General features: G+C 31.4%; 30 protein-coding genes. 14 read left to right on the top strand and 16 right to left on the bottom strand.

Features of this window, described 5'->3' with window-relative positions:
- The first annotated feature begins 74 nt into the window (after nt 1-74).
- From asnS to ACQYZ7_RS04845, 4 genes are all read left to right on the top strand, one after another.
- Complete coding sequence (gene asnS / locus ACQYZ7_RS04860) at nt 75-1508, top strand: asparagine--tRNA ligase (protein ID WP_430728644.1); 1434 nt, start codon at nt 75-77, stop codon at nt 1506-1508.
- 83 nt (nt 1509-1591) lie between these two features.
- Nucleotides 1592-3055: an RNA polymerase factor sigma-54 gene (gene rpoN / locus ACQYZ7_RS04855; RefSeq protein ID WP_430728643.1), complete on the top strand. Its 1464-nt coding sequence runs from the start codon at nt 1592-1594 to the stop codon at nt 3053-3055.
- Nucleotides 3055-3654, top strand: coding sequence for a hypothetical protein (locus ACQYZ7_RS04850; RefSeq protein ID WP_430728642.1), 600 nt, complete (start codon nt 3055-3057; stop codon nt 3652-3654). Before rpoN ends, ACQYZ7_RS04850 begins: the two co-directional genes overlap by 1 nt.
- A gap of 231 nt (nt 3655-3885) precedes the next feature.
- Nucleotides 3886-4068 (top strand): hypothetical protein, encoded by a 183-nt coding sequence (locus ACQYZ7_RS04845; protein WP_430728641.1) that lies wholly within the window; start codon nt 3886-3888, stop codon nt 4066-4068.
- A gap of 73 nt (nt 4069-4141) precedes the next feature.
- Here ACQYZ7_RS04845 and ACQYZ7_RS04840 read toward each other — a convergent pair whose 3' ends face one another.
- The 6 genes from ACQYZ7_RS04840 to ACQYZ7_RS04815 form a co-directional block, all read right to left on the bottom strand.
- A complete protein-coding gene (locus ACQYZ7_RS04840; RefSeq protein ID WP_430728640.1) occupies nt 4142-4810 on the bottom strand; it encodes a porin family protein in 669 nt (222 codons plus the stop codon).
- An 87-nt stretch (nt 4811-4897) separates the two neighbouring features.
- The gene (locus ACQYZ7_RS04835) at nt 4898-5368 is read right to left on the bottom strand and encodes an ExbD/TolR family protein (protein ID WP_430728639.1); all 471 of its coding nucleotides are present in this window, start codon (nt 5366-5368) and stop codon (nt 4898-4900) included.
- 17 nt (nt 5369-5385) lie between these two features.
- Entirely contained in the window at nt 5386-6012 is a 627-nt protein-coding gene (locus tag ACQYZ7_RS04830; protein WP_430728638.1) for an ExbD/TolR family protein, read from the bottom strand.
- A 6-nt stretch (nt 6013-6018) separates the two neighbouring features.
- Complete coding sequence (locus ACQYZ7_RS04825) at nt 6019-6462, bottom strand: hypothetical protein (RefSeq protein WP_430728637.1); 444 nt, start codon at nt 6460-6462, stop codon at nt 6019-6021.
- A 7-nt stretch (nt 6463-6469) separates the two neighbouring features.
- The gene (locus ACQYZ7_RS04820) at nt 6470-7195 is read right to left on the bottom strand and encodes a MotA/TolQ/ExbB proton channel family protein (protein ID WP_430728636.1); all 726 of its coding nucleotides are present in this window, start codon (nt 7193-7195) and stop codon (nt 6470-6472) included.
- A 253-nt stretch (nt 7196-7448) separates the two neighbouring features.
- Nucleotides 7449-8480 carry an asparaginase gene (locus ACQYZ7_RS04815; RefSeq protein WP_430728635.1) on the bottom strand — a complete coding sequence of 344 codons (1032 nt, stop codon included), beginning with the start codon at nt 8478-8480 and terminating at the stop codon, nt 7449-7451.
- A gap of 94 nt (nt 8481-8574) precedes the next feature.
- Here ACQYZ7_RS04815 and ACQYZ7_RS04810 point away from each other — a divergent pair, with 94 nt between their 5' ends.
- On the top strand, nt 8575-9273 hold the full coding sequence (locus ACQYZ7_RS04810) for a zinc metallopeptidase (protein WP_430728634.1): 699 nt from the start codon (nt 8575-8577) through the stop codon (nt 9271-9273).
- Between the two features lie 77 nt (nt 9274-9350).
- On the opposite strand, the gene lepA is transcribed toward ACQYZ7_RS04810, so the two are convergent.
- The 4 genes from lepA to ACQYZ7_RS04790 all read right to left on the bottom strand — a co-directional run bounded on the left by lepA (nt 9351) and on the right by ACQYZ7_RS04790 (nt 13671).
- A complete protein-coding gene (gene lepA, locus ACQYZ7_RS04805; protein ID WP_430728633.1) occupies nt 9351-11147 on the bottom strand; it encodes a translation elongation factor 4 in 1797 nt (598 codons plus the stop codon).
- Between the two features lie 189 nt (nt 11148-11336).
- The gene (locus ACQYZ7_RS04800) at nt 11337-11537 is read right to left on the bottom strand and encodes a hypothetical protein (RefSeq protein WP_430728632.1); all 201 of its coding nucleotides are present in this window, start codon (nt 11535-11537) and stop codon (nt 11337-11339) included.
- 6 nt (nt 11538-11543) lie between these two features.
- Nucleotides 11544-12938 carry a radical SAM protein gene (locus ACQYZ7_RS04795; protein WP_430728631.1) on the bottom strand — a complete coding sequence of 465 codons (1395 nt, stop codon included), beginning with the start codon at nt 12936-12938 and terminating at the stop codon, nt 11544-11546.
- Nucleotides 12919-13671, bottom strand: coding sequence for a prolipoprotein diacylglyceryl transferase (locus ACQYZ7_RS04790; protein ID WP_430728630.1), 753 nt, complete (start codon nt 13669-13671; stop codon nt 12919-12921). The genes ACQYZ7_RS04795 and ACQYZ7_RS04790 overlap by 20 nt, the downstream gene beginning before the upstream one ends.
- A 191-nt stretch (nt 13672-13862) precedes the next feature.
- Between ACQYZ7_RS04790 and ACQYZ7_RS04785 the strand changes: the two genes are divergently transcribed.
- Genes ACQYZ7_RS04785 through dusB form a run of 4 tightly spaced genes read left to right on the top strand, consistent with a single transcriptional unit; the run spans nt 13863 to nt 16691 of the window.
- A complete protein-coding gene (locus tag ACQYZ7_RS04785; protein WP_430728629.1) occupies nt 13863-14402 on the top strand; it encodes a YceI family protein in 540 nt (179 codons plus the stop codon).
- On the top strand, nt 14380-14784 hold the full coding sequence (locus tag ACQYZ7_RS04780) for a hypothetical protein (protein WP_430728628.1): 405 nt from the start codon (nt 14380-14382) through the stop codon (nt 14782-14784). Before ACQYZ7_RS04785 ends, ACQYZ7_RS04780 begins: the two co-directional genes overlap by 23 nt.
- Nucleotides 14777-15646 carry a DUF5777 family beta-barrel protein gene (locus ACQYZ7_RS04775; RefSeq protein ID WP_430728627.1) on the top strand — a complete coding sequence of 290 codons (870 nt, stop codon included), beginning with the start codon at nt 14777-14779 and terminating at the stop codon, nt 15644-15646. The genes ACQYZ7_RS04780 and ACQYZ7_RS04775 overlap by 8 nt, the downstream gene beginning before the upstream one ends.
- A gap of 43 nt (nt 15647-15689) precedes the next feature.
- Nucleotides 15690-16691, top strand: a complete 1002-nt coding sequence (gene dusB, locus ACQYZ7_RS04770) for a tRNA dihydrouridine synthase DusB (protein WP_430728626.1) — start codon at nt 15690-15692, stop codon at nt 16689-16691.
- A 5-nt stretch (nt 16692-16696) separates the two neighbouring features.
- Here the strand turns inward: dusB and ACQYZ7_RS04765 are convergent, their stop codons facing one another.
- From ACQYZ7_RS04765 to ACQYZ7_RS04745, 5 genes are all read right to left on the bottom strand, one after another.
- The gene (locus tag ACQYZ7_RS04765; RefSeq protein ID WP_430728625.1) at nt 16697-17899 is read right to left on the bottom strand and encodes an ABC transporter permease; all 1203 of its coding nucleotides are present in this window, start codon (nt 17897-17899) and stop codon (nt 16697-16699) included.
- A gap of 38 nt (nt 17900-17937) precedes the next feature.
- Nucleotides 17938-18333: a 30S ribosome-binding factor RbfA gene (rbfA, locus tag ACQYZ7_RS04760; protein WP_115899957.1), complete on the bottom strand. Its 396-nt coding sequence runs from the start codon at nt 18331-18333 to the stop codon at nt 17938-17940.
- A 21-nt stretch (nt 18334-18354) separates the two neighbouring features.
- Nucleotides 18355-18999 carry a response regulator transcription factor gene (locus ACQYZ7_RS04755; RefSeq protein WP_317124704.1) on the bottom strand — a complete coding sequence of 215 codons (645 nt, stop codon included), beginning with the start codon at nt 18997-18999 and terminating at the stop codon, nt 18355-18357.
- Between the two features lie 53 nt (nt 19000-19052).
- Entirely contained in the window at nt 19053-19802 is a 750-nt protein-coding gene (locus tag ACQYZ7_RS04750) for a sensor histidine kinase (protein WP_430728624.1), read from the bottom strand.
- A 594-nt stretch (nt 19803-20396) separates the two neighbouring features.
- A complete protein-coding gene (locus tag ACQYZ7_RS04745; RefSeq protein ID WP_430728623.1) occupies nt 20397-21089 on the bottom strand; it encodes a hypothetical protein in 693 nt (230 codons plus the stop codon).
- Nucleotides 21090-21322: 233 nt separating this feature from the next.
- Here ACQYZ7_RS04745 and mce point away from each other — a divergent pair, with 233 nt between their 5' ends.
- From mce to truB, 5 genes are read left to right on the top strand one after another with little or no spacing between them, the layout of a single operon-like run.
- Nucleotides 21323-21727: a methylmalonyl-CoA epimerase gene (gene mce, locus ACQYZ7_RS04740; RefSeq protein WP_430728622.1), complete on the top strand. Its 405-nt coding sequence runs from the start codon at nt 21323-21325 to the stop codon at nt 21725-21727.
- A 59-nt stretch (nt 21728-21786) separates the two neighbouring features.
- The gene (locus tag ACQYZ7_RS04735; protein WP_430728621.1) at nt 21787-22665 is read left to right on the top strand and encodes a cell division protein FtsX; all 879 of its coding nucleotides are present in this window, start codon (nt 21787-21789) and stop codon (nt 22663-22665) included.
- Nucleotides 22666-22672: 7 nt separating this feature from the next.
- On the top strand, nt 22673-22915 hold the full coding sequence (locus tag ACQYZ7_RS04730; protein ID WP_430728620.1) for a DUF3098 domain-containing protein: 243 nt from the start codon (nt 22673-22675) through the stop codon (nt 22913-22915).
- A gap of 2 nt (nt 22916-22917) precedes the next feature.
- Entirely contained in the window at nt 22918-23712 is a 795-nt protein-coding gene (locus ACQYZ7_RS04725) for an undecaprenyl-diphosphate phosphatase (protein WP_430728619.1), read from the top strand.
- The gene (gene truB / locus ACQYZ7_RS04720) at nt 23713-24396 is read left to right on the top strand and encodes a tRNA pseudouridine(55) synthase TruB (RefSeq protein WP_430728618.1); all 684 of its coding nucleotides are present in this window, start codon (nt 23713-23715) and stop codon (nt 24394-24396) included.
- On the opposite strand, the gene ACQYZ7_RS04715 is transcribed toward truB, so the two are convergent.
- Entirely contained in the window at nt 24391-24870 is a 480-nt protein-coding gene (locus ACQYZ7_RS04715; RefSeq protein WP_430728617.1) for an ABC transporter ATPase, read from the bottom strand. The genes truB and ACQYZ7_RS04715 overlap by 6 nt on opposite strands.
- Between the last annotated feature and the right edge of the window lie 82 nt (nt 24871-24952).

Here is a 24952-nt window from a genome sequence, read left to right as displayed (position 1 = left end):
TATTCTTTGGTCTCTTTATTGCTAATTAACAGCAAAAAAGTATCTTTGCTTGATTTTATTGAAGATATAAAGACATGAAAAGAAGTAGCGTTAAAGATTTATTACAATCTGACAAATTTTTACAGGAAGTACACGTAAAAGGATGGGTAAGAACTTTTAGAAGCAATCGTTTTATTGCTTTAAATGATGGTTCTACTATTAATAATATTCAGTGCGTTGTAGATTTTGAAAATACAGACGAAACTTTATTAAAAAGAATAAATACCGGAGCTGCTGTTAGTATACAAGGTACTTTAGTTGAAAGTCAAGGTAAAGGACAAACAGTAGAAGTTAAAGTAACTAATTTAGAAATTTTAGGAGATTCAAATCCTGATGAGTATCCAATTCAGCCTAAAAAACATAGCTTAGAGTTCTTACGTGAAAATGCTCATTTACGTGTAAGAACTAACACTTTTAGTGCTGTAATGCGTTTACGTTCTGCATTATCTTTTGCAGTACATCAATATTTCCAACAAAACGGATTTTACTATGTAAACACTCCAATTATTACAGGTTCTGATGCTGAAGGTGCTGGTGAAATGTTTAAAGTAACTCAATTTGAAGCAAACAAGGCTCCTGTAAATGAAGAAGGTGGGATTGATTATTCTCAAGATTTCTTTGGAAAAGAGACCAATTTAACTGTTTCTGGTCAATTAGAAGGAGAAACCTATGCCATGGCATTAGGTAAAATATATACTTTCGGACCTACTTTTAGAGCTGAAAACTCAAATACAACACGTCACTTAGCAGAGTTTTGGATGATTGAACCAGAAGTAGCTTTTAATGATTTAGATGCTAACATGGACCTTTCTGAAGACTTCATCAAATATGTGTTACAATATGTATTAGATAATTGTAAAGACGATTTAGCTTTCTTAGATAATCGCTTAGCACAAGAAGAAAAAACGAAGCCTCAAGCACAACGTAGCGAAATGGGCTTAATTGAAAAATTAAAGTTTGTTGTAGACAATAACTTTAAGCGTGTAAGCTATACAGAAGCTATTGATATTTTAAGAAATTCTAAACCTAACAAAAAGAAAAAATTTCAATTTCCAGTTAACGAATGGGGTGTTGATTTACAATCTGAACACGAGCGCTATTTAGTTGAAAAACATTTTAAATGTCCAGTAATCTTATTTGATTATCCAGCTAACATAAAAGCATTTTACATGCGTTTAAATGAAGATGGTAAAACTGTTCGTGCCATGGATGTTTTATTCCCTGGAATCGGAGAAATTGTAGGAGGTTCAGAAAGAGAAGAACGTTTAGATGTTTTAAAAGAAAAAATGGCGGAGTTAAACATTCCTGAAGAAGAATTATGGTGGTATTTAGACACTCGTAAGTTTGGTACAGCTGTACACTCTGGTTTTGGTTTAGGTTTTGAACGTTTAGTTTTATTTGCTACTGGAATGAGCAATATTCGTGATGTAATTCCATTTCCAAGAACGCCACAAAACGCTGATTTCTAAAAAAATCATAAAACTTATAAATAACAATCGTCATTCCTTTACGAATGGCGATTTTTTTTGTCCTATTTCATATCTTTGTATATATGCTAAAACAAAGTTTACATCAAAAATTACTTCAAAAATTATCTCCACAACAAATACAGTTGATGAAGTTAATTCAATTGCCTACGCAAGCTTTTGAAGAACGTTTGAAACAAGAAATTGAAGAGAACCCTGCATTAGACACGGGTAAAGATGAGCCTGAAAATTTTGAAGATACTATAGCCAATGATGTTGATTATGATGATTCTGGCAATGAAAAGATAGATGCTGACGATATAAATATTGACGAGTATTTAAGTGATGACGAATACCCTAGTTATAAAACACAGACTAATAATTACTCATCAGACGATGAGGATAAACAAATACCTTATGCAGCTGGTACTAGCTTTCATCAATCATTAAAAAACCAATTAAATACCTTTCGAATTAACGAAGAAGAACGTGCTATTGCCGAGTTTTTAGTAGGTAGCATTGATGATAGCGGCTATATTCGTAGAGATATTATAGATTTGGTGGATGACTTAGCTTTTACTCAAAATGTTTTTACTACTGAAGAAAAGGTACAAGATGTTTTGCTTAATGTAGTCCAAAACTTAGATCCTACAGGAGTTGGTGCTTTAAACTTAAAAGAATGCTTAATTATTCAATTAAAAGCAAAGTCAGAAAATGAAAGTAGAGCTTTAGCTGTAAGAGTTCTAGAAGAAGCTTTTGATCATTTTGTTAAAAAACACTACAATAAACTTCAAGAAAAGTTTAATATTTCTGAAGAACAGCTAAAAGATGTTATTAATGAAATAAGTAGATTAAACCCTAAACCTGGTAGCTCTTACGCTGGAAACAATAAAATTGCAGAGCAAATAGTTCCTGATTTTTCAATTAAAATTATTGATGGTAATTTAGACTTAACTTTAAATTCCCGTAACGCCCCTGAATTACATGTTTCGAGAGAATATAATAACATGTTAAAAGGGTATCAGGACGCTAAAGAGAAGACTAAATCTCAAAAAGATGCAGTACTTTTTATAAAACAAAAATTAGATGCTGCAAAGTGGTTTATAGACGCTATAAAACAACGTCAGCAGACACTTTTAATAACTATGAGTGCAATTATGCATCGTCAGTCAACATATTTTTTAACAGGTGATGAGCGCAAATTAAAGCCTATGATTTTAAAAGATATTGCTGATGAAATTAGCATGGATGTATCTACTGTTTCTCGTGTTGCAAGTAGCAAATATGTTTCTACACCCTATGGTACAAAATTGATAAAGGATTTCTTTTCTGAATCGATGAAAAACGACCAAGGTGAAGATGTGTCTACTAAAGAAATTAAGAAGATTTTGGAGACTGTAATTAAAGAGGAAGACAAACGTAAACCTCTTACTGATGAAAAACTATCAAAAATTTTAAAAGAAAAAGGATATCCTATTGCAAGAAGAACAGTTGCCAAGTATCGTGAACAATTAGACATTTCTGTCGCAAGATTGCGTAAAGAAATTTAATGCGTTGGTATAAATTCATATCAACAATTCTACACCCTATTGTAATGCCTACTATAGGGATTATTTTATATTTCTTACTTTCACCAATAAGCTTAAACAAACAACAGCAATATACTATATTAGCAATAGTTTTTGTTGCTACCTATCTTATACCAATGCTTTTATTAGTTTTTTTAAAATCTATTGGTTATATAAAATCCTTTCGCGTACACAGTATTAATGAACGAAAGTTCCCTATTTTCTTTATGATGACTTTGTTTTTAATTCTAGGAAAAATGTTCGCTAGTATGAGCATTATAAAAGATATTAGCTACCTATTTTACGGAACTGTATTTGGTTTAGGCTTTATTTACTTACTATTTCCTTTTAAAATTAAAGGAAGCCTTCATTTGTTATCTATGGGAGTAGCTGTTGGATATTTCTTATTATTTCAGCAGATACAAGCTGTTTACGTACTACCTATAATTATAACATTTATTTTCTTGTCTGGTCTTCTAGCAAGCTCTAGGTTACATTTAAAAGCTCACAGTGTAAGAGAAGTGTACCTTGGTTTTTTTATTGGTTTAATAGCTCCTTTTTTAGTTTTTTATTTATTATAAACATTTTTACTTAAAAAGTAAGGGAAACCCATACTTTTTCTATTGTTTTTTTCACTTTTTGTCTTTAATTATAAATTACATTTGGATTCACTTTAGAATTGAATCCAAATGTAAAACTAAGATATACAAATAATTAGATTACGATGGTTAAAATACTCTCGTACGGAGGACAGACTTAAAGGTGAGAGTCTTGAAAATGTTCATCAAAGATAATTTTAAAAAACTTTAATTATGAAAAAACAAATTTTGAATTTAGGAAACAAATTAAGTAAGATGGAAAAGAAGTCTATCAGTGGAGGTTATGACTCAGTTAACTCTGATGATAAAGGAAAACTATGTTACTCTAATTCAGAATGCTCTTCAGGAGCTTGTAAAAAAAAGGGATTAAGACCCATTCTAGGTATTTGCTCTTAACTAAAAATGTTTCAAGAGGCTTTTTGAAGCCTCTTGATTTTTAAAGACACTATCCTAAAAAACTAATAGTCAATTACAAAAGATAAAAACTTAAACCAAGTTTAACTATTTTACTATCTATTGGTTTTCCATTAAGACTAACATCTTTAAACATTGGAGACAGTCCATAATACACATGGAAGTTAAATGTACCATAACCTGCAGATAAAGTTAAACCGGTTTGCCATTTATTATACTTTTCAGCATTTGAAAAACTAACTTGTCCTGATGGTAAATCGTATCGGAAGTTATTACTTAAGTTGTAAGAAACTTTAAACCCTGCATAAAAACGCCAAAATGAGTAAGTGTTTGCATCAGAAGATCGCCATCTAAACTGAATAGGAAGTTCTAAATTATGAAGTTTTATTTTATTAGATCTAATATCTGCATCTGTTTCAAATTCTTTAACACTACCTTCTAACACTTTTAATTCATGACTAAATGAGTCATAGCTATAACCTAAGCCAAAAGCAATAGCTGTTTTTCCTTTTCTATTGAAGGGTATATCTTTCATATATCCAGCTCCTAACCCATATGAAAAACCTGTTTTACCTAATTCATCTGGCTGATCTTGTAGTAAATTATAAGTAATATCAATATATAACTGGTCTTCCCAATACTTATCCCCCAACTGTAGAGAATCTTTCTGACAAAAAGCGTTTAATGACAGAAAAAACATTAAAAAAATTACAACGTGCTTCATAAATAATTATCTAACGATAAATATACCTTTTTTTGTATAAAAAAAGAGCAATCTAATGATTGCTCTTTTTGTTTTATTTAAAAGTAATTACTTCTTAATAACATCTCCTTTGTGAGTAGATAGACTTAATTTAAGAGCATTAACATCTCTTAATTTCTCACGAATATCGGCTAACGTACCTACACTCGATTCTTTATCTGCCTTTATTGAAGTTGTCATAAAAGGTACTTCAGCTTCAGAAACATTATCTCTTTCAAGATAGATAAACGAAGGCACATCATCTGGCGTGGCTATCTTATCGTTTAATTGTATTCTGTTATACCCTGTACCATACTTAGCATCTTTTGCTTTACCAACATAAATTGTACTCACCAAACTTTTACGCTCAAGCTTTTTTACTTCACTTGCACTAGGTAAACGAGGAGAGTCTATTAATAAGTCTGTTTCTCTCATGGTAGTAGTTACCATAAAAAAGAATAATAACATAAAAACAATATCTGGTAAAGATGCCGTAGATACTGCTGGCAATCCTTTTTTCTTCTTTCTAAACTTAGACATATTCTATTGTTTTACTATTATTGAACGTTTGTTGGTTCAGAATCAGATATAATTTGAGGATAACTCGCTTTAATATCTTCAACTTTTCTTCTTAATGACTCATCTTTTCTTGCGCTGTCTTTAAAAGCTTGTTCTAATTCAGTAAAGCTCATACCATATTTCTCTTGGCACAATCTGTTACGTAATTCAGTATAAGCTCTTAACAACTCATTCTGTACAGCTACATAAGTACCGAATTCAGTACCTCTATCACTTTCAACTGAGATTACTGCTTTGTTTGGGTGATCTGATGACCCTGAGTCTTTTTCACCTTTACAGTAATCACAAGCAGCTCCTGCTTCTTTCCCTGGCATTGGATTACCAATACCTCCACCATTATCTATAAATTTTATAGCAGCATCTTTTAAGTCTTTCAACTCCATAATTTCCTCTTCAACTAAAAGTTGATTATTACGGTTGATGCTAACTTGAAAAATGTTTTTTTCTTTAATAATTGGTGGCTCTACATCAGTTTTTTCAGCTAACTTTTTTGGGATACCTGAATCAACATCCATTGTAGTTGTTACAAGGAAAAAGATAAGTAGCAAGAAGGCAATATCTGCCATCGAACCTGCATTAATTTCTGGGTTTTCTCTTCTTGCCATATTAACTTATGATTTAACGATTCCTTTTAATAAATCCCAAACAAAGAAACCTCCTGCGATTACTATTAATATAATACTTAACCAAATACCTGTACTTGTATTTTTTGAAACACTACCTCCCGCAACTGCTATTACTTTTTCATTTGCATCAACAACTTGTCCATCACTTGAAAGAATGTATGAAATCACTAATAATACTCCAATACCCAATAAACCAAACAATGCTTTTTTCAAAGCAGCTGGATTTTTGAATAAACTAAAAACTGAAGCTAAAATTGTAACTCCTGCTGTTAATATTAATAATACTAAAGAATAAGTTACTAACGGAGAAACTGCGTCCGATATTGCTACTCTATCTTCACTGTCTACACCCATGGTCATAAGAAATAAGACTATGCCGACAAGAGAAAGTAAAGCAACAACGATTGTTATTAATCTATTGTTCTTCATGCTTTTATTATTTTTTATACTTAGCTAATAAATCGATTAAAGAAATAGATGCATCTTCCATATTGTTAACAATACTATCTACTTTAGAGATAATGTAGTTATAGAAAATTTGTAAGATAATTGCTACTACTAAACCAAATACCGTAGTTAAAAGCGCTACTTTAATACCAACTGCTACTACCGCCGGAGAAATATCATTAGCCACAGCAATCGCATCAAATGATTTAATCATACCAATTACAGTCCCCATGAACCCTAACATTGGTGCTAATGCAATAAATAATGAAATCCATGAAATGTTTTTCTCTAATAATCCCATTTGTACTCCACCGTATCCTACTACAGCTTTTTCAGCAGCTTCTAATCCTTCATCAGCTCTCTCTAAACCTTGGTAGAAGATAGAGGCAACAGGACCTTTTGTATTTCTACAAACTTCTTTCGCAGCTTCTACACCACCTGAACTTAATGCTTCGTCAACGCTAGCTACTAATTTTTTAGTATTTGTTGTAGCCATGTTTAAATAAATAATTCTTTCAATTGCAATAGCTAAACCTAAAATTAAGGCTACCAATACAATTCCCATAAAACCTGGGCCTCCCTCAATAAAATATCTTTTTAAGATTTGATGGAAAGTTTCTGATCCTTCTGCTGCTGCGTCTTGAGCATAAGTTGATTGAATAGCTCCTAAAAACATAAATCCTGTAACAGTTAGGATATTTACTACTTTTTTCATTTTGTTATAATTAATTTTAAATAGTTAACGGGTTAAAAATACAAATTTTACTATGAATAACTTAATTTTTTACAAAATAAGTAATTCTTTACTTGTACTTATTACGCTTTTAATTTTACAGAGTGGCAAGTAACAAAAAAATGTTGGTACATTAAAAAAAATCTATATGATTTCTATTAAACATCCCTTTTTTAACTCTTTTCTATACTATTTCAAGCAGTTACAAGCACAAAATTAACGATTTATTTACAAACTAAACCATTTCTCCTCTAAGTGGTGTTTGAAAATAATGTGTAAATTCTTCTTTTGAAAGCTTTTCTCCCAATAAATACATCATTTTTGCAATGGCTGTTTCTGTTGTAATATCCTTACCATCAACAATACCAATGCGTTTTAATTCTGAACTTGTTTCGTAATGCCCTAAGATTACGCTTCCTCCTTTACATTGAGTTACATTAACAATATAAATTCCTTTATTTACTGATTCTTCTAACAAATCAACAAACCATTTTTCGGTTGGCGCATTACCTGATCCGTAAGTTTCTAAAATAATTCCTTTTAAATTTGGAATATTCATAAAACTTCTAACTACTAATTCTGTAATACCTGGAAATAACTTTAAAATAGCTACATGATTATCTAAATTCTTCCTTACTACCAAATTCTTTTTACCTTCTTTAGGTTTTAGTAATAGTGGGTAATTAAAATTTAAATGCACTCCACTTTCTGCCAATGGAGGATAATTCATAGAAGCAAACGCTTCAAATTGTTCTGCATTTATCTTTGTAGTTCTATTGGCTCTGTATAACTTATATTCAAAATACAAACCAACTTCTTGAATTATTGGTTTTCCATTTTCATAAGCTGATGCAACTTGTATCGATGTAATTAAGTTTTCTTTGGCATCTGTACGCAAATCTCCAATAGGTAATTGTGAACCTGTGAAAATTACAGGTTTTTGCAAGTTTTCAAACATAAAACTAATTGCTGATGATGTATACGACATCGTATCTGACCCTGTTAACACAACAAACCCATCAAACTTGTCATAATTTTTTGCGATTATTTCAGCAATTTGAATATAGTAAGCTACACTCATGTTTGATGAATCAATTGGTTCAGCAAACGAAATAGTTTCTATTTCGCAATTAAGCTGCTGTAATTCTGGTATTTTACTTGATATTTGGCTAAAATCAAATGCTTTTAATGCACCAGTATTATAGTCTTTAACCATACCAATAGTTCCTCCAGTGTAGACTATTAAAATTTTAGGTTGATTTGTCATTTTGACATTTTTTTATACCGTTATTAATTTGGAATAATTTATGTTGTAAATTTATCCAGCAAAAATGATACAAAAATTTAAAACTATATAGATTATGATAGGATTTTATATTCTAATTGGTATTATATCGCTATTCAGTTGGTTAGTGAGCAATACGTTAAAACGTAAGTTTAAAAAATACTCTCAGGTTCACTTACGTAATGGGATGAGTGGTTCTGAAATTGCTCAAAAAATGCTAGCTGATCACGGCATTTCCGATGTTCAGGTAATTTCTACTCCAGGTATGTTAACCGACCACTACAATCCGCAAAACAAAACTGTAAACCTAAGTGAAGCTGTATATAACCAACGAAATGCTGCTGCTGCTGCGGTCGCTGCTCACGAGGTTGGACACGCTGTACAACACGCTAGAGCTTACCAATACTTACAAATGCGATCTAAATTGGTACCCATGGTAAGCATTACCTCACGTTTTTCTCAATGGATGGTAATTGGTGGTATTGCTTTTGGTGCTGCTTCTGGTAGTACGGGTATTGGTTTTTATATAGCAATAGCTGGTTTAGCTTTTATGGCTTTAGGTACTATTTTCAGCTTTATAACCTTACCTGTTGAATATGATGCTAGCAACAGAGCATTAGCTTGGTTAGAAAACAAAAATATCGTAACTCGTGAAGAACTAGCAGGCTCTAAAGATGCTTTAAAATGGGCTGCAAGAACCTATTTAGTTGCTGCTCTTGGTTCTTTAGCAATGTTATTATATTGGGCTTTACAAATTTTAGGAAATAGAGATTAAGTGTTTAAGTCTAACAATTAAAAAAGCCGTTTTGATTAATCAAAACGGCTTTTTTAATATTTTTTTTCTATAAAAAACTAGTCATTCAGTTTTAACACTGCCATAAACGCCTGCTGTGGAATTTCTACATTCCCAACCTGACGCATACGTTTTTTACCTTTCTTTTGTTTTTCTAATAATTTACGCTTACGAGAAATATCTCCTCCATAACATTTTGCAGTTACATCTTTACGTAAAGCTTTAACCGTTTCACGAGCGATGATTTTTGCTCCAATCGCTGCTTGAATAGGAATATCGAACTGTTGACGCGGAATTAACTCTTTTAACTTCTCACAAATACGTTTTCCTATCGAATAAGCATTATCAGCATGTAATAACGCAGAAAGCGCATCAACAGGTTGCCCATTTAATAACATATCTACACGAACTAACTTCGATTTTTGCATACCTATTGGGTGATAATCAAACGACGCATACCCTTTTGAAACTGTTTTTAATCGATCGTAAAAATCGAAAACAATCTCTGCTAATGGCATATCAAAAATCAACTCAACTCGTTCTGGAGTTAAATAGGTTTGATTTACAATTTGTCCACGTTTTTCAATACAAAGACTCATTACCTGTCCTACAAAATCAGCTTTTGTAATAATTGAAGCCTTAATAAATGGCTCTTCTACTCTATCTAATTTAGATGGATCTGGTAAATCTGTTGGGTTATTAACGATGATAATCTCATCTCGGTTTTTATGCGTAAATGCGTGGTAACTTACGTTAGGAACGGTAGTAATTACCGTCATATTAAACTCGCGTTCTAAACGTTCTTGAATAATCTCCATGTGTAGCATTCCTAAGAATCCACATCGGAAACCAAAACCAAGTGCTGCTGAACTTTCTGGTTGAAAAACTAACGAAGCATCATTTAACTGAAGCTTCTCCATAGAGGCTCGTAATTCTTCATAATCTTCTGTATCTACAGGATAAATCCCAGCAAACACCATTGGTTTAACATCTTCAAACCCTTCTATTCTTTCAGCTGTTGGGTTTGCAAAATCGGTAATAGTATCTCCTACTTTTACTTCTTTTGCTGCTTTTATCCCTGTGATTAAATAACCAACATCTCCTGTTTTTATTTCTTGCTTTACAACCTGACTTAACTTTAGCGTTCCTACTTCATCGGCACCATATTGCTTTCCTGTTGCCATGAATTTTATCTGCTGGTTCTTTTTAATAGATCCATCAATCACTCTAAAATAGGTTTCAATCCCTCGATACGAATTATACACCGAGTCAAAAATTAAAGCCTTCAATGGAGCATCAGGGTTACCTTTAGGAGCAGATATTTTTTTAATAATAGCTTCTAAAATATTACCAACACCAAAACCTGTTTTTCCACTTGCATGAATTACATCTTCTGGTTCACATCCTAATAAATCAACAATATCATCGGTTACTTCTTCTGGGTTTGCTGAAGGTAAATCTACTTTATTTAATACTGGAATAATTTCCAAGTCATTTTCTAAGGCTAAATAGAGATTCGAAATTGTTTGTGCTTGAATACTTTGTGCTGCATCAACAATTAATAAAGCTCCTTCACAAGCTGCGATTGAACGAGAAACTTCGTATGAAAAATCTACGTGACCTGGAGTGTCAATCAAGTTTAAAATATAATCCTCTCCTTCATAAACATAATCCATTTGGATTGCATGCGATTTAATGGTAATTCCACGTTCTCGCTCTAAATCCATGCTATCTAACAGTTGGTTTTGCTTTTCACGTTCTGTAACCGAACCTGTATAATCCAACAATCTATCGGCAAGGGTACTTTTACCGTGGTCAATATGTGCAATAATGCAAAAGTTTCTGATATTTTTCATTAATCTAAAGTTTCTCAAGCCATTTCTAGATATCTTCTCTTTACTTTCGTAAACTTTTTCGTTTACTTAAATACCTAGCATGGATTCATTCGTCGTAATTCTAACTACTTCTAATCTGCAAAGATACTTTATTTGCAGGCTACTGCAAACAAAATAGATAGCGAAAATTAAACATCTCTACTAACTTATTTAACTAAGAGCACCTCCACATATTCCTAGCCCAATTATTAAATATAAAACAGCTAGTATATAAAATATTTTTGAGGCTGTTTTGCTTTTTTTCCTAACTGCTGTTCCTATGATAGCAAATAGTATTGGAGGCCCAAACATAATTAAACCAATAATTATGAATAAACCTGACAGATCCATATTTCCTTCTAAAAAATTCATATCAATTTATTTTATCTCTTGTCTTAACTCTTCTAAATACTCTTTTTTGTCATCCCTATAAAACAGGTTCATTGTTTCAAAAGGAATAATTTTATTGTCTTTGTCAACAATATGTACACATGATTTTTTCACAGCCCTAACATCAAAGTTGTAAGCATCAATAAACTGCATAATAATAACTCTAAATAAATTATCGTAGCCTAACTCTGGTGCATTAATATTAGGTAAACAACACATAATTGATTTTAAATTTTCTTCTGCAACTTCTACAGAATTCCCTGTGCTAAATAACTCTACCATTTTTCCATGTAACGCTTCATCTTGCTCATAAATAATGGTGTTTTTACTATTATCTAATAAATCATTTGGATTAATATAACGTGTTAGCGGAAATACTTCTCCCCCTAATTTAAGCGCATATCCCATTACCAAAGCATCTGGATTACAAGGTACTGGAATTAAATCATCAGAATTAAAAACATCGGTTTGTTCCATGATTTTTCTTCTGACTTCTGTAAGCGTCATTCTATCAGTTTCAGGATTAAAACTTTCTAACCTTCCTGCTATTTGTGTTGGTTGAAAGGTAACTCCTCTAACACATTTTTGTTGTAAAGCATAATCAATTACTTTACCTATTTCATGGTCATTTAGTCCTTTTTGAAGCGTAACCACCAAGGTTGTTGATAGATTTAACTTATTCAAGTTTTCGAGGGCTTGCCTTCGAACACTATTCAAATCTGCTCCTCTCAACTCTCTTAATACACTATCTTCAAAAGAATCGAATTGTAAATAAACCTCAAAATCTGGTGTGTATGTTTTTAATCGTTCAGCAAAAGCAATATCTTTTGCTATTTTTATTCCATTAGTATTTAACATTAAGTGTCTAATGGGTAACGATTTTGCATAATCTAAGATTTTCCAAAATTGAGGATGTATTGTTGGTTCCCCTCCACTTATTTGTACTACATCTGGTTCTTTTTCATTTTTTACAACAGCATCTAACATTGCTTTCACCTCTTCTAATGTTCGATGACGACCATAAGTAGGTGATGATCCTGCATAACAAGTAGGACAAGTTAAATTACATCTATCAGTAACCTCTACAACTGTTAAACAAGAATGCTGTTCATGATCTGGACACAAACCGCAATCATAAGGGCATCCATAATCTGTTTTTGTGTTAAACGTGTAAGGCATTTCACTAGGCTTGTTGTAGTTTCTGATGTTTTTATAATATTCAATATCATCAGCAATTAACACTTTAGAATTACCATGTTCTCTACAACGTTTAAGCATGTAAACATTATCATTCTCAAAAACAATTTTAGCATCTACTCTTTTTAAACATTCAGGACACAAGCTCAATGTAAAATCATAGTAGTTATATTTTCTTTCTGGCATTTTTTATTTTTTGAATTATAAATTTCGTGTAATATACGTAACAAACTATACATAGTATTTGAATAGTACTTAACCCTAATACAAAAAAGGTATTAGGTTTTAAAAACTCTATAAAAAAGCGAAATCCAAAATATATCAACATAAAAAGTTTAAAAAGCTCTCCCGATTGTAAAGTATAGTGTTTTTGTAAATATTTTAACCCTACAAACAATACAATTAAAAACACGAGTTCATATAAAGCAACTGGATGTCTTAAAATACCATCACCTAAATCCATTCCCAAAAAGAGTTCAGTTTCTCTTCCATAAGTAAACTCATTAATTCCTGAAAGAAAACAGCCTATTCTTCCTATAAAAACCCCTACAATTATTGGAAGTGCAAACAAATCTCCAGAAGATTTTGTTTCTCCTATTATTTTTTTTACGATTTCTACACCTAATAAACCTCCAAACAAACCTCCCATAATGGTCTTTACATTCAATAATTGAATACTGTTTTCTATTGAGAAATTTATCGATGGGGCTTCTAACACTCCCACTAAACGAGAACCTATTAAAGCTCCTGCTGCAGCTCCTAAAATAATTGATAATCTATTGTTAGAGGAAATGTAATCTTTCTTTTTCTTACGTAAGAAAACATAATAACGAAAGGCTAAAAAGAATGCTAAGTACTCTAAAACAAGATGAATATTAAGTGTATAACCAAATAAAATGGGTTCAAAAGGTAGTTCCAATAAAAAAGTTTATGAGTTAAAAGACGAAATATACGTAATTACTAAAAAAGAGCAGCCTTACAACAGCTTAATTCAACTAGCAACGACACATCAAAATACAACTTAACCAACTACAATACAGTACTTAAGGAAAAATTACTTATATTTATCTTAAAGGAAACAAAATTGAAGTCTCAATAAAAAGTACAATTATGAAAAGTCTATTTATAATTTTGTTATTTCTTTCTCAAAGTATTTTTTGTCAAAAATACTTTACTCGTACTGGTAGCACTGAATTTAAAGCTTCTGTTGATACTTTTGAACCTGTTGAAGCTAAAAACAACAGTACCACAGTAATTCTAAACACTCAAAATGGTGAAATTGCTTCTCTTTTATTAATTAACGCTTTTAGGTTTAGACTAGCTTTAATGCAAGAGCATTTTAATGAAAATTACATGGATTCGGACGAATTTCCAAAGGCTACTTTTACTGGAAAGATTCATAATTTTAACATTAACGAAATAGTTTCTGAAAAGGATTATAAAATTACAGGAATTCTCAACGTTAGAGGAATTAACAAAGAAATTGTAACTTTAAGTAAAGTTATAAAAACTGGAAATAATATATTTTTAAAGTCTACTTTTTCAGTGAAACCACAAGATTTCAACATCAAAATACCTAGCATTGTTAGGAATAAAATTGCCGAATCAGTTATTATAACTATAAACTATGAGCTTTCTGAAAAAAAATAAAAAATGGATCATTCCTAGTATTATTTTTCTACTACTCGGAACTACTATTTTTTTTAATTACATCTATAAGCCCCATAAAACTACAGAAGAATTAAAAGCTGAATTTAGCGGCACAGCTTCAACTTTTTTATCTTCTTTAAAAAACGACATAGCACCTTGGCTTAACAAAACAGTAATTTTAACTGGAACCGTTTCTTCTTTAGATGCAGAAGGTATTACCATGAACAACTCCATCTATTGTCAATTTAGAAAAGATGTCAAGTTTAAATCATTGACTATTAACCAACCTGTTACTATTAAAGGGATAATTATAGGTTATGATGATTTATTAGAAGAATTAAAAATAAACCAATGTATCATTAAAAAAATCACAAATGACTAAGCAAAAACTACTCACCTTCCTATTATTTCTTTTATCAATAGGTTATTCGTTTTCACAAGATGATTTACTAAACGAATTAAAAAACGAAGCAAATACAGACTCTAATTATGAGTTACCTGCATTTAAAGCAGTACAAATAGGTAATCTACAATCCACTAAAATAGTTGGCAAAGGAGACTTTTATTTCATTGTGGCACATCGATTCTCGCCTTTCTCTAGTGGTATCGATGAATTTTTTGGCTTAGACGATGCTAATACCAAAATTCAATTTGTTTATAGTTTTTGGGATGGAATTCAATTAAGCTTAAGCAGAGACTCTTATGAAAAAACCTATTCTGGTGCTGCAAAATTTAGTGTAAAAAAACAAAGTGATTCATTCCCTTTAAATATAGTTGCTTACGCTTCTACCGATATTGAAACTCAATCTAAAACTTCTGATTTCCCTACATTAGAATTTAAAGATAGAGTAAGCATAACCGCGCAAATTTTGGCTTCAAGAAGAATAAGTAAAAACTTATCTTTGTTAATAGCTCCAACTTTTGTTCGTCAAAACAATCTTCAAAAATTTCTACTAACTGGAGACACTAATCTCAACCAGTTTATTATTGGCTTGGGAGGAAGATTAAAAATTAGCAAGAGAATGAGTATAAATGCTGATTATGCGCTAAATCTTAATCGTCATGAAAATTCAACATATAAAAACCCATTAACACTTGGTTTTGATATAGAAACAGGTGGTCATGTATTTCAGTTAATTTTCACAAATTCAAGAGCAAGTAACGACTCTGGTTTTTTAACAAGAACTAGAGGAGAATGGTTTGACGACGTAGCTTTTGGATTTAATATTGTTAGAGTTTTTTAATCTCACAAAAAATAAACCTAACTTTGCACCGACAATTTAAGGTATGGTAAAAATAGGTAATATAGAACTTCCTGATTTTCCGCTATTATTAGCGCCGATGGAAGATGTAAGTGATCCACCATTTAGAGCTTTGTGTAAAGAAAATGGTGCAGATGTAGTATATACCGAATTTATTTCTTCGGAAGGATTGATTCGTGACGCTGCAAAAAGTGTGATGAAGCTTGATATTTACGAAAAAGAGCGTCCAGTAGGTATACAAATATTTGGTGCGAATTTAGAGTCGATGTTACGATCTGTTGAGATTGTTGAAAAAACCAATCCAGATATTATTGACATCAACTTTGGATGTCCTGTAAAAAAAGTGGTTTCAAAAGGTGCTGGTGCAGGAATTTTAAAAGATATCGACTTAATGGTTTCTCTTACTGAAGCTATGGTAAAACACACCAACTTACCTATTACTGTAAAAACTCGTTTAGGCTGGGATCACGATTCTATTCGTATTGTTGAAGTTGCCGAACGTTTACAAGATGTTGGATGTAAAGCTATTTCAATTCATGGACGTACACGTGCTCAAATGTACAAAGGTAGTGCTGATTGGGCTCCGATTGCTGAAGTAAAAAACAATCCAAGAATGCATATTCCTGTGTTTGGAAATGGTGATGTTGATTCTCCTGAAAAAGCCGTGGAAATGCGTGACACATATGGGTTAGATGGTTGTATGATTGGACGTGCATCTATTGGGTATCCTTGGTTTTTTAACGAAGTAAAACATTATTTTAAAACAGGGGAATACTTACCTGGACCGACAATTTCTGAACGAGTTGATATGGCGCGTCGTCATTTAGAAATGGCCATTGATTGGAAAGGTGAACATTTAGGTGTTGTAGAAACCAGAAGACATTACACTAATTATTTCAAAGGAATTCCACATTTTAAAGAGCACCGAATGAAAATGGTTACTTCCGATGATCCAAACGATGTGTTTGCCGCTTTTGATGAAGTTCAAACTAAGTTTGGAAATGCAACTATTCCTGAAATAGGATAAGTATTCTATCGCTCAATAAAGTTTTTTGAAATTCTAGAGCTTGCAATTTTTGCTGCTAAATATCCTAGAACTGAAATTGTAATAACCACTACCAGTAAGTTTAACCATTTAAACTCTACTGGATATGCTAAATTTTGTGTAATCATTAATAATTCAAATCGTTGTTGAATTAGCACAAGGATTACTCCTAAAACAACTCCGATACTCATTCCTACCAACGTTAATAAAAAACCTTGCAATACGAATATCTTTTTTATATCGTCAATGCTACTTCCTAAATTAAAAAGTGTTTTTAGGTTCTGGCGTTTATCAATAATCATCATTATGATTGATCCGATGACATTAAATAAAGCAATAGCAACAATTAAAGTAAAAATTAAATATGAAATAAAGTTTTCGGTATTTATGACTTTATAATACAACGTATTTAACTGTGCACGGGTTTGTACTTTTAATTCATCTCCCAAAACATTTTGCAAATTCTTTTGGAATGTATCAAGGTTTACACCTTCTTTTAAACGAAGTTCAACACCTGTAATTTGATTATCACCATACCCTAGCAATTCTTGAGCGAGTGAAGCTTCTGTAAAAACATATTTATTCTGAAATTCTTCTGAACCCGTATATACACCTACTATTTGTGTTGAAACAGACCGGAAAGCATTGTTTGCATTAATAAACCCTTTTCCTGGCTTCGGAACTAATATTTGAAGTGCTTCACCAAAATTAAAAATCCCTAACGATAGTTTATACGATATTCCATACCCAACTACAGCTGTATTTTTATATTTTTCATCAATCCAACTACCCACAGTTAATAAAGAATCCGTTGGAATAATTTTTGAATAATTTGAATCTACACCTTTTATTTGGGCAATATGCTCCTTGTCTTTATACTTTAAGAAAACACGTTCTTCAACAACTTTAGAAGCTACTTCTAGTTCTTCATTTTGTTGCAAAACACTGTCTAATTTTTGTGAAAATTGAAAAGTTTTCCCTTTAGATGCTGTAATTTTTATATCTGGATCAGATGCATTTAGTAGCGAATCACTAAAAGTTTTCAACCCTGAAAAACCCGATAAAACAACAAACAAGGCCAAGGTACCAACTACAACACCAAAAACAGCTATTGCTGTAATAATATTAATTGCATTGGTACTTGTTTTTGAAAACAGGTATCGTTTAGCTATGTATAAAGAGAAGTTCAAGCGTTAATAAGTTTAGCTAGCCAATGTAACAAAAATTATTAACGTTTTTGACGACGAGGTAAAACATCTGGATTTTTTATCGGATCTACGTCTTTTCCTTTTAAAGACTTATCAATATCTTCAATATAATCCAAACTATCATCACCAAAGAACAACAATTCTGGCATTCTTCGTAATTGATTTTTTGTACGTTGTGCTAATTCATGACGAATTAAAGGTGTATTTGATACTACTCCTTTAATAATCTCATCTCTTTTATCAGAAGGAAATACGCTTAAGTATACTTTTGCTACCCCTAAATCTGCAGTAACAGAAACCTTAGAAACCGATATAATTACCCCCTTCATTCCATCTTGAGCAGCACGTTGTAAAACGTCTACCAAATCCTGTTGCAACACTCCTGCTATTTTTCGTTGTCTATTTGTTTCTTCCATGCTGCAAATTTAAGCATAAAATTACGGAGTGTAAATTTTATTTTTTATGGCGTACATAACTAAGCCTACTCTGTTTCTTACATTTAGTTTCGTAAACAAACTATCTCGATAGCCATCGATAGTTTTTGGACTTAAAAACATTTTTTCGGCGATTTCTTTATACGTCAATTCAGAACACGCTAACTTCATAAAAGTTACTTCATTATCCTTAAATGCGAAGTTATTTCTTGAGTTTTTTCCTGAAACAGAGTCTAATAACAACGTGGTAACATTCCTAGTATGGTAGAATCCGTTGTCCATCATCTCTAACAATGCTTTTTCTAAAATTTCTTTTTTGGTGTCTTTTAACAAATAGCCTACAGCCCCTGCTTTTAACATTTTTAAAATAGTTCCATCAGCATCCTCTACAGATAATGCCATAACATGTACTTGTGGATAGTTATTCACTATCCATTCTGTAGTTTCAATACCATTCATCACTGGCATGTTTACATCTACTAAAACTAAATCTGGTATGTTTTTAGGCGACGCTAAAAATTTTTCTTCTACTTCTTTACCATTTTTGCATGTGTAAAGTACCTTAAATTTATCAAAAGTGTTTACCATACCTTCGATAGCTTGTGACAATAACGTATGATCATCTACAACAACAACTGAGTATTTCATAATTTCTTGGGTTATATTGGTTATTAGTTGTTGGGGAAATACACTAAGGTTCTTTAAATATAGTAATTTATTATTAAACTTGTACCTTTTTGAGGCTCTGACATAAACTTTGCCTCTGCATTAATTAATTTAGCTCTTGCTTTTATATTTTGCAAACCAAGCCCTTTAAACCTTACACCAGCCATTTCAAATCCTACTCCATTATCTTTTGCCACAATTTGAATTGAATCATCTTTATAATGCAAAAAAACCTCCAATTTGGATCCCTTAGAGTGCTTTATTGTGTTTGAAAAAAACTCTTGAAGAATTCTAAAAATAATAATTCCGTGTTTTTGATTAACTTCCTGTTCTTCTCCTGTAACTGTTAACTTCGCATCAATATAATTTAATCTATTAAACCGCTCAATTTCTAAACTTATAGCTTCTTTTAATTTTATATTATTAATAAAATCAGGATTAATTATTTTTGACAAGGCTCTTACCTCCGTTAAACTTTTTGCTATAATTTCAGAGATTTCTCCCATATTTTCTGGAGAGGCATGTTGTAATTGTATCTTTGCTAATGTTAGGAGTTGCCCTATATTATCGTGCAACTCCCAACTAATATTCCTTAAAGTTTCTTCCCTGATTTCTATTTGAGTCTCAGCAATTTCACGTTCGTAACGTTTTTTACTCTCTGTTCTCTCTAACAATAATTTGTTTTTTCGTTGTTGAAAAACAGTAAATAAAATTACTAGAAAAACAACCACTATTAATAATAATAATGTTGACACTATTAATACAAGCTCTCCTCTTTGCTCCATAAGAAACTAAAAATAAATACTGAATTCATAACTATACCTAAGAGGAATAATATGTAGTTTAAAGATCTATCTTCTAAATACCTTAATATAAAGAAAAAAGGAATAGATGGTAAATAAAAAATAAAAAATGCTATTGTTATCCAAAAAGGTAAAATTGTTTTGTAATTAATAATATAATCAGACATTAGTAACTGTCTTAAATATAGAAAAGAATAAATTATGGTGTTTACCGAGCCTAAAATCAATATATAATGAAATAGTTCCCGTTTAAACAAAGCTATCATCCAAAAAATAGAAAATATAAGCGTTAATGTTAAAATTATTTTTTTTAGATTTTTACTCCTTATTAATTTACTATAAAAAAGATATATCAGGTTAAAAAGAAAAAAAGTATAATAAAAATGCACATTAAACCCTCTAACATCCATGTGAATAAATAACAACCCTATTCCTTCACTTAATACAGTTAAAAATAAAATTAACACTAAAAATATTGTATAACTATAATTAAACATCTTAAATCTATATATAGATGTCACAAAGGATAGAACCTGAAAAAAGAATAAAACATGCACTAATATTTCCATCCTCTAATTAATATGGTGGTCTAAGCGTTCCATAATTACCTGCTCCACTTAATAATTCTTCATCTAAAGGTGAAGCAAACATAAACCCAGCTTTATTTTCTCTTACTGTTTTTATTCTATAGTTATAATCATCTCTCTTCCCTTTTTCAAACTCTTCTCTTGTATTATATATCCATTTATATCCATGCTTTTCTAGCATTTCTTTAAACGTTACTAATTTTCCTTGTTTTGCAGATTGCACAGGATCAAAAGCTATTTGTTCACCGTTAATTGTAGTGGTAGGAATGTAAATTAAACTACTATAATTTTTCCCTGTATCTTTGTGATTTTCTTTAGCTGTAGAAATAAAGCTGATTCCTGTTATTTTAATTTTTGCTTTTTTACTTAGGTTTTCTACGTGTCCCAAATACTTTTTAAATTGCACAAAGTCAAATGTGTTAGCACGTGTATCTTCATACCCTAAAGCTTCTTCTAGTGGTGCAATTCTTGTTCTATCATAACTTGATAGCATTTGAATAACTTCCTTATAGTTTAGCATTTCTTTTGTTCTTCCTTCATCAGAGTAACAAAAAGTACCTTCTGGCACTTGAGACTGCCAATCGTCACAGTCGCATTTATTGCCATTTATCTTATCACATGAAATAGCAAAACTCATTACAAGAGTTAACAATAATAATTTAAGTTGGTTAGTTTTTTTCATAATAAAGTTGATTTTTTGATTTTCTAAATATAACGGCTTATTTCTTAATAAAAAAAACGGAATAGCACGGAAAGCCCTTAAAACCTAAGTTACCAACTAGTTATTAAACACCTCATAACTCACAAACAGGAAAAACCCCTTGTCTCTACAAATGTTTTAACTATTGCTTTTTCATGACATATACTCTTGTTTTTTATGAAGTTTTTAAGAAGACTTTTTCTTACTTTTACGCTATGAACAAAATTGAACACATTGGTATAGCCGTTAAAGATTTAGAAAAATCTAACTCGTTATTTGCTTCTCTTTTTGGAGAATCACATTATAAAACTGAAGAAGTTACTAACGAGGGTGTAAAAACTTCTTTCTTTAAATCAGGACCTAATAAAATTGAATTATTAGAAGCTACAAAGCCTGATAGCCCTATAGCTAAGTTTATAGAAAAAAAAGGAGAAGGAATTCATCATATTGCTTTTGCTGTAGATAACATAAAAGAAGAAATCAAACGTTTACAAAATGAAGGGTTCTTTGTTTTAAACGAAACTCCCAAAAAAGGAGCTGATAATAAACTAGTAGCTTTTTTACATCCTAAAACGACCAATGGTGTACTCATAGAGTTATGCCAAGAGATAGAAGAATAGGGTCATTTTTAAAAATTAAATATTTGTATCTTGCAACGCCTTAAAATCAGTATTAACTAATGACAACCTCTTTTGATTCTTTTCAAAAACGCCGATTACAATCTTCATACATATCAGTAGTAGTAAGTATTGCATTAGTACTTTTTATGATTGGTGTTTTGGGATTAGTACTTTTAAAATCAACAAAAGTTGCAAATCATTTTAAAGAAAAAGTAGTGATGACGCTTTTCTTAAAAGATGAAGTAGCTGATAAAAACATTAAAAGTCTTAAAGAATCAATTAAAAAAGAGACGTTTGTTAATAAAGTAGTTTACATCTCTAAAGAAGACGCAGCTAAAGAATATAAAAAAGATTTAGGCGAAGACTTTTTACAGTTTCTGGGAGACAATCCTTTAAAGAACGGAATTGACATTTATCTAAAGGCAGATTTTGTGACTCCTGAAAAAATGAATGAGCTTGAAAAATCTTTTGATAAAAATAAGTTTATTGCAGAAGTAAGTTACGACAAACCATTAGTACAACTACTTACCAAAAATATTCAACGTATTAGTTTTTGGTTATTAGTATTAAGTGGTTTTTTCGGGTTGGTTGCTATTATTTTAATTAATAGTTCAATTCGATTATCAATTTACTCAAAACGATTCAACATAAAAACCATGCAAATGGTTGGTGCCACTAAAAGTTTTATTCGTAGACCTTTTATTTGGCAAAGTATCAAACTAGGGTTACTAGGAGCTTTTATATCCATAAGTGGACTAGGGGTTTTAATTTATTATGTAGACAAATATATCCCTACATTAGAGTTACTTACAGATTATGCTTCTTTAGGGTATGTAGCTGGAGGAGTTATACTTGTTGCGTTTTTTATTACATGGATTAGCACCTTCTTTGCTACACAACGATTCTTAAACTTACAAACCAACGATTTGTATTACTAAATTATTTATGAAAAAAGATAATTCATCAAAACAAGAATTTCTATTCGGTAAGCGAAACTATATCATTATGCTTATTGGTATCGCTGTAATTGCCTTAGGATTTATTTTAATGGCAGGTGGTGGTAGCGACGATCCTAACGTATTCAACCCTGAAATATATGGTTGGCGTAGAATTCGTTTAGCTCCTACCTTAGTAATTATCGGGTTGGGTATTGAAATTTATGCTATTTTTGCCAACCCTAAAAAATAAGCATGGATTTATTAGAAGCAATTATCCTTGGAATCATCCAGGGACTTACTGAATTTTTACCAGTTTCATCTAGTGGTCATTTAGAGTTAGCAAAAGCTTTATTTGGAGACACTTCTGTACCTCAAGAAAGCCTAACATTTACTGTTGTTCTACACGCTGCTACAGCACTCAGTACTATTGTTGTATTTAGAAAAGAAATAGCTGAAATTTTTAGAGGGCTTTTTCAGTTTAAATGGAATGAGGAAATGCAGTTTTCTGTGAAAATTATTCTTTCTATGATTCCTGCTGTAATTATAGGTCTAGCTTTTGAAAAAGAATTAGAAAGCTTTTTTGGGGGAAAAATTTTATTAGTAGGATTAATGTTGCTAGTTACTGCTGTGTTACTTTTATTGGCTGACAAGGCTAAAAACACAAACAAAAGTGTTTCTTTTAAGAACTCTGTAATTATAGGAATCTCTCAAGCAATTGCCATGTTACCTGGGATTTCACGTTCAGGAGCTACTATTTCAACATCAGTTTTATTAGGTGTAGACAGAACCAAAGCTGCTCGTTTTTCTTTTTTAATGGTTGTACCGTTAATTTTAGGAAAAGTAGCTAAAGATATTTTAAGTGGAGACATTAATTTTCAGAGTTCAGAAATTATTCCATTATCAGCTGGTTTTATCGCTGCTTTCATCTCTGGATTGTTAGCATGTACTTGGATGATAGCCTTAGTTAAAAAGAGTAAGTTATCTTATTTCTCTTTATACTGTGCTATTGTAGGTTTAATTGCCATTGGCTATTCTTTATTTTTTTAGATGACTGCAGAAGATTACAAAAACGGACAAGTTTTATTAATTGATAAACCTTTAGAATGGACTTCTTTTCAAGTCGTAAACAAACTACGTTGGCATATTCGTAAACGTTTTGATATCAAAAAAATTAAAGTTGGGCATGCTGGAACTCTAGATCCTCTAGCTACTGGTTTGCTAATTATTTGCACTGGTAAACAGACCAAAAACATTAACGAATATCAAGGACAGGTAAAAGAATATACGGGTACATTTGTTATTGGTGCTACCACACCTAGTTACGATTTAGAAACAGAAATTAACGAAACGCTTCCTACGGAACATCTTACGGAAGAATTACTACACAAAACTACTGAGCAGTTTACAGGAAAAATTCAACAAAAGCCACCTATTTTTTCAGCGATTAAAAAAGACGGAAAACGTTTATACGAACTTGCTCGTAAAGGTGAAACTACCGAAATTAAAGCTCGTGAAGTAGAAATTAATGTCTTTGAAATCACCAATATTGATTTACCTAACGTAGAGTTTCGAATTGTATGTAGTAAAGGAACTTATATTCGCTCTATTGCCAACGATTACGGAGAAGCGTTAAATTCTGGAGCGCACTTATCGGTTCTAAGAAGAACTAAAATTGGAGATTTTTCAGTTGATAATGCTCAAAGTGTTGATGAGTTTATAGAAAGTTTATAAAAATCGACTATACCAACTTTCTGTAATTGGCACTTCCCAGTAATTTTCTAATTCTACTTTGCTTTGTACTAGATTATCAAAAACTATTGTTTTAACTGATACAGACTTCTTTTTAAGCAACTTTTTAAATTCTTTGACATCTTTGTACTGAATAAATTTTCCTTGCTTAAAACACACGTTCATCTTATCTAACAACTCTACTTCATATTCTTGTTGTAGTTGTAAAATAAATGCTACTTGTTTATCAATATCTGCATTCGTTAATGTTGAATCTTCTTCCACAGAAAAAATAATAAAACGATTATATTTCAGCTCAAAAGAAGCTTTGAAGTCACTATCTTCAGACTTCCACCCGTCTACAAAACCTTGTAATTTTTCTTTTAAACCATCAATTTCTTGCGGATAAAACTTTCGACTTGATGGATATACCCAAACTTTCGCCTCTTCTGATAAACTACTGAATTCTACAAACATATTTATTCCTTATGAGCGCAAAGATACAGAAAACAATTCCCCTTTTTGATAAAAACAAAAAGAGGAACTTTAGCTATTTTTA

This window comes from Tenacibaculum sp. SDUM215027 (assembly GCF_050566205.1).
Classification (GTDB): domain Bacteria; phylum Bacteroidota; class Bacteroidia; order Flavobacteriales; family Flavobacteriaceae; genus Polaribacter.
Note: the sequence above shows the minus strand (reverse complement) of the source record. Positions and strands in the feature narration are given on the sequence as shown.

Bases quoted from the DNA above. Each gene is read 5' to 3' on its own strand.
- asnS (WP_430728644.1), top strand. From the start codon at position 75: ATGAAAAGAAGTAGCGTTAAAGATTTATTACAATCTGACAAATTTTTA.
- rpoN (WP_430728643.1), top strand. From the start codon at position 1,592: ATGCTAAAACAAAGTTTACATCAAAAATTACTTCAAAAATTATCTCCA.
- ACQYZ7_RS04850 (WP_430728642.1), top strand. From the start codon at position 3,055: ATGCGTTGGTATAAATTCATATCAACAATTCTACACCCTATTGTAATG.
- ACQYZ7_RS04845 (WP_430728641.1), top strand. From the start codon at position 3,886: ATGAAAAAACAAATTTTGAATTTAGGAAACAAATTAAGTAAGATGGAA.
- ACQYZ7_RS04840 (WP_430728640.1), bottom strand. From the start codon at position 4,810: ATGAAGCACGTTGTAATTTTTTTAATGTTTTTTCTGTCATTAAACGCT.
- ACQYZ7_RS04835 (WP_430728639.1), bottom strand. From the start codon at position 5,368: ATGTCTAAGTTTAGAAAGAAGAAAAAAGGATTGCCAGCAGTATCTACG.
- ACQYZ7_RS04830 (WP_430728638.1), bottom strand. From the start codon at position 6,012: ATGGCAAGAAGAGAAAACCCAGAAATTAATGCAGGTTCGATGGCAGAT.
- ACQYZ7_RS04825 (WP_430728637.1), bottom strand. From the start codon at position 6,462: ATGAAGAACAATAGATTAATAACAATCGTTGTTGCTTTACTTTCTCTT.
- ACQYZ7_RS04820 (WP_430728636.1), bottom strand. From the start codon at position 7,195: ATGAAAAAAGTAGTAAATATCCTAACTGTTACAGGATTTATGTTTTTA.
- ACQYZ7_RS04815 (WP_430728635.1), bottom strand. From the start codon at position 8,480: ATGACAAATCAACCTAAAATTTTAATAGTCTACACTGGAGGAACTATT.
- ACQYZ7_RS04810 (WP_430728634.1), top strand. From the start codon at position 8,575: ATGATAGGATTTTATATTCTAATTGGTATTATATCGCTATTCAGTTGG.
- lepA (WP_430728633.1), bottom strand. From the start codon at position 11,147: ATGAAAAATATCAGAAACTTTTGCATTATTGCACATATTGACCACGGT.
- ACQYZ7_RS04800 (WP_430728632.1), bottom strand. From the start codon at position 11,537: ATGAATTTTTTAGAAGGAAATATGGATCTGTCAGGTTTATTCATAATT.
- ACQYZ7_RS04795 (WP_430728631.1), bottom strand. From the start codon at position 12,938: ATGCCAGAAAGAAAATATAACTACTATGATTTTACATTGAGCTTGTGT.
- ACQYZ7_RS04785 (WP_430728629.1), top strand. From the start codon at position 13,863: ATGAAAAGTCTATTTATAATTTTGTTATTTCTTTCTCAAAGTATTTTT.
- ACQYZ7_RS04780 (WP_430728628.1), top strand. From the start codon at position 14,380: ATGAGCTTTCTGAAAAAAAATAAAAAATGGATCATTCCTAGTATTATT.
- ACQYZ7_RS04775 (WP_430728627.1), top strand. From the start codon at position 14,777: ATGACTAAGCAAAAACTACTCACCTTCCTATTATTTCTTTTATCAATA.
- dusB (WP_430728626.1), top strand. From the start codon at position 15,690: ATGGTAAAAATAGGTAATATAGAACTTCCTGATTTTCCGCTATTATTA.
- rbfA (WP_115899957.1), bottom strand. From the start codon at position 18,333: ATGGAAGAAACAAATAGACAACGAAAAATAGCAGGAGTGTTGCAACAG.
- ACQYZ7_RS04755 (WP_317124704.1), bottom strand. From the start codon at position 18,999: ATGAAATACTCAGTTGTTGTTGTAGATGATCATACGTTATTGTCACAA.
- ACQYZ7_RS04750 (WP_430728624.1), bottom strand. From the start codon at position 19,802: ATGGAGCAAAGAGGAGAGCTTGTATTAATAGTGTCAACATTATTATTA.
- ACQYZ7_RS04745 (WP_430728623.1), bottom strand. From the start codon at position 21,089: ATGAAAAAAACTAACCAACTTAAATTATTATTGTTAACTCTTGTAATG.
- mce (WP_430728622.1), top strand. From the start codon at position 21,323: ATGAACAAAATTGAACACATTGGTATAGCCGTTAAAGATTTAGAAAAA.
- ACQYZ7_RS04735 (WP_430728621.1), top strand. From the start codon at position 21,787: ATGACAACCTCTTTTGATTCTTTTCAAAAACGCCGATTACAATCTTCA.
- ACQYZ7_RS04730 (WP_430728620.1), top strand. From the start codon at position 22,673: ATGAAAAAAGATAATTCATCAAAACAAGAATTTCTATTCGGTAAGCGA.
- ACQYZ7_RS04725 (WP_430728619.1), top strand. From the start codon at position 22,918: ATGGATTTATTAGAAGCAATTATCCTTGGAATCATCCAGGGACTTACT.
- truB (WP_430728618.1), top strand. From the start codon at position 23,713: ATGACTGCAGAAGATTACAAAAACGGACAAGTTTTATTAATTGATAAA.
- ACQYZ7_RS04715 (WP_430728617.1), bottom strand. From the start codon at position 24,870: ATGTTTGTAGAATTCAGTAGTTTATCAGAAGAGGCGAAAGTTTGGGTA.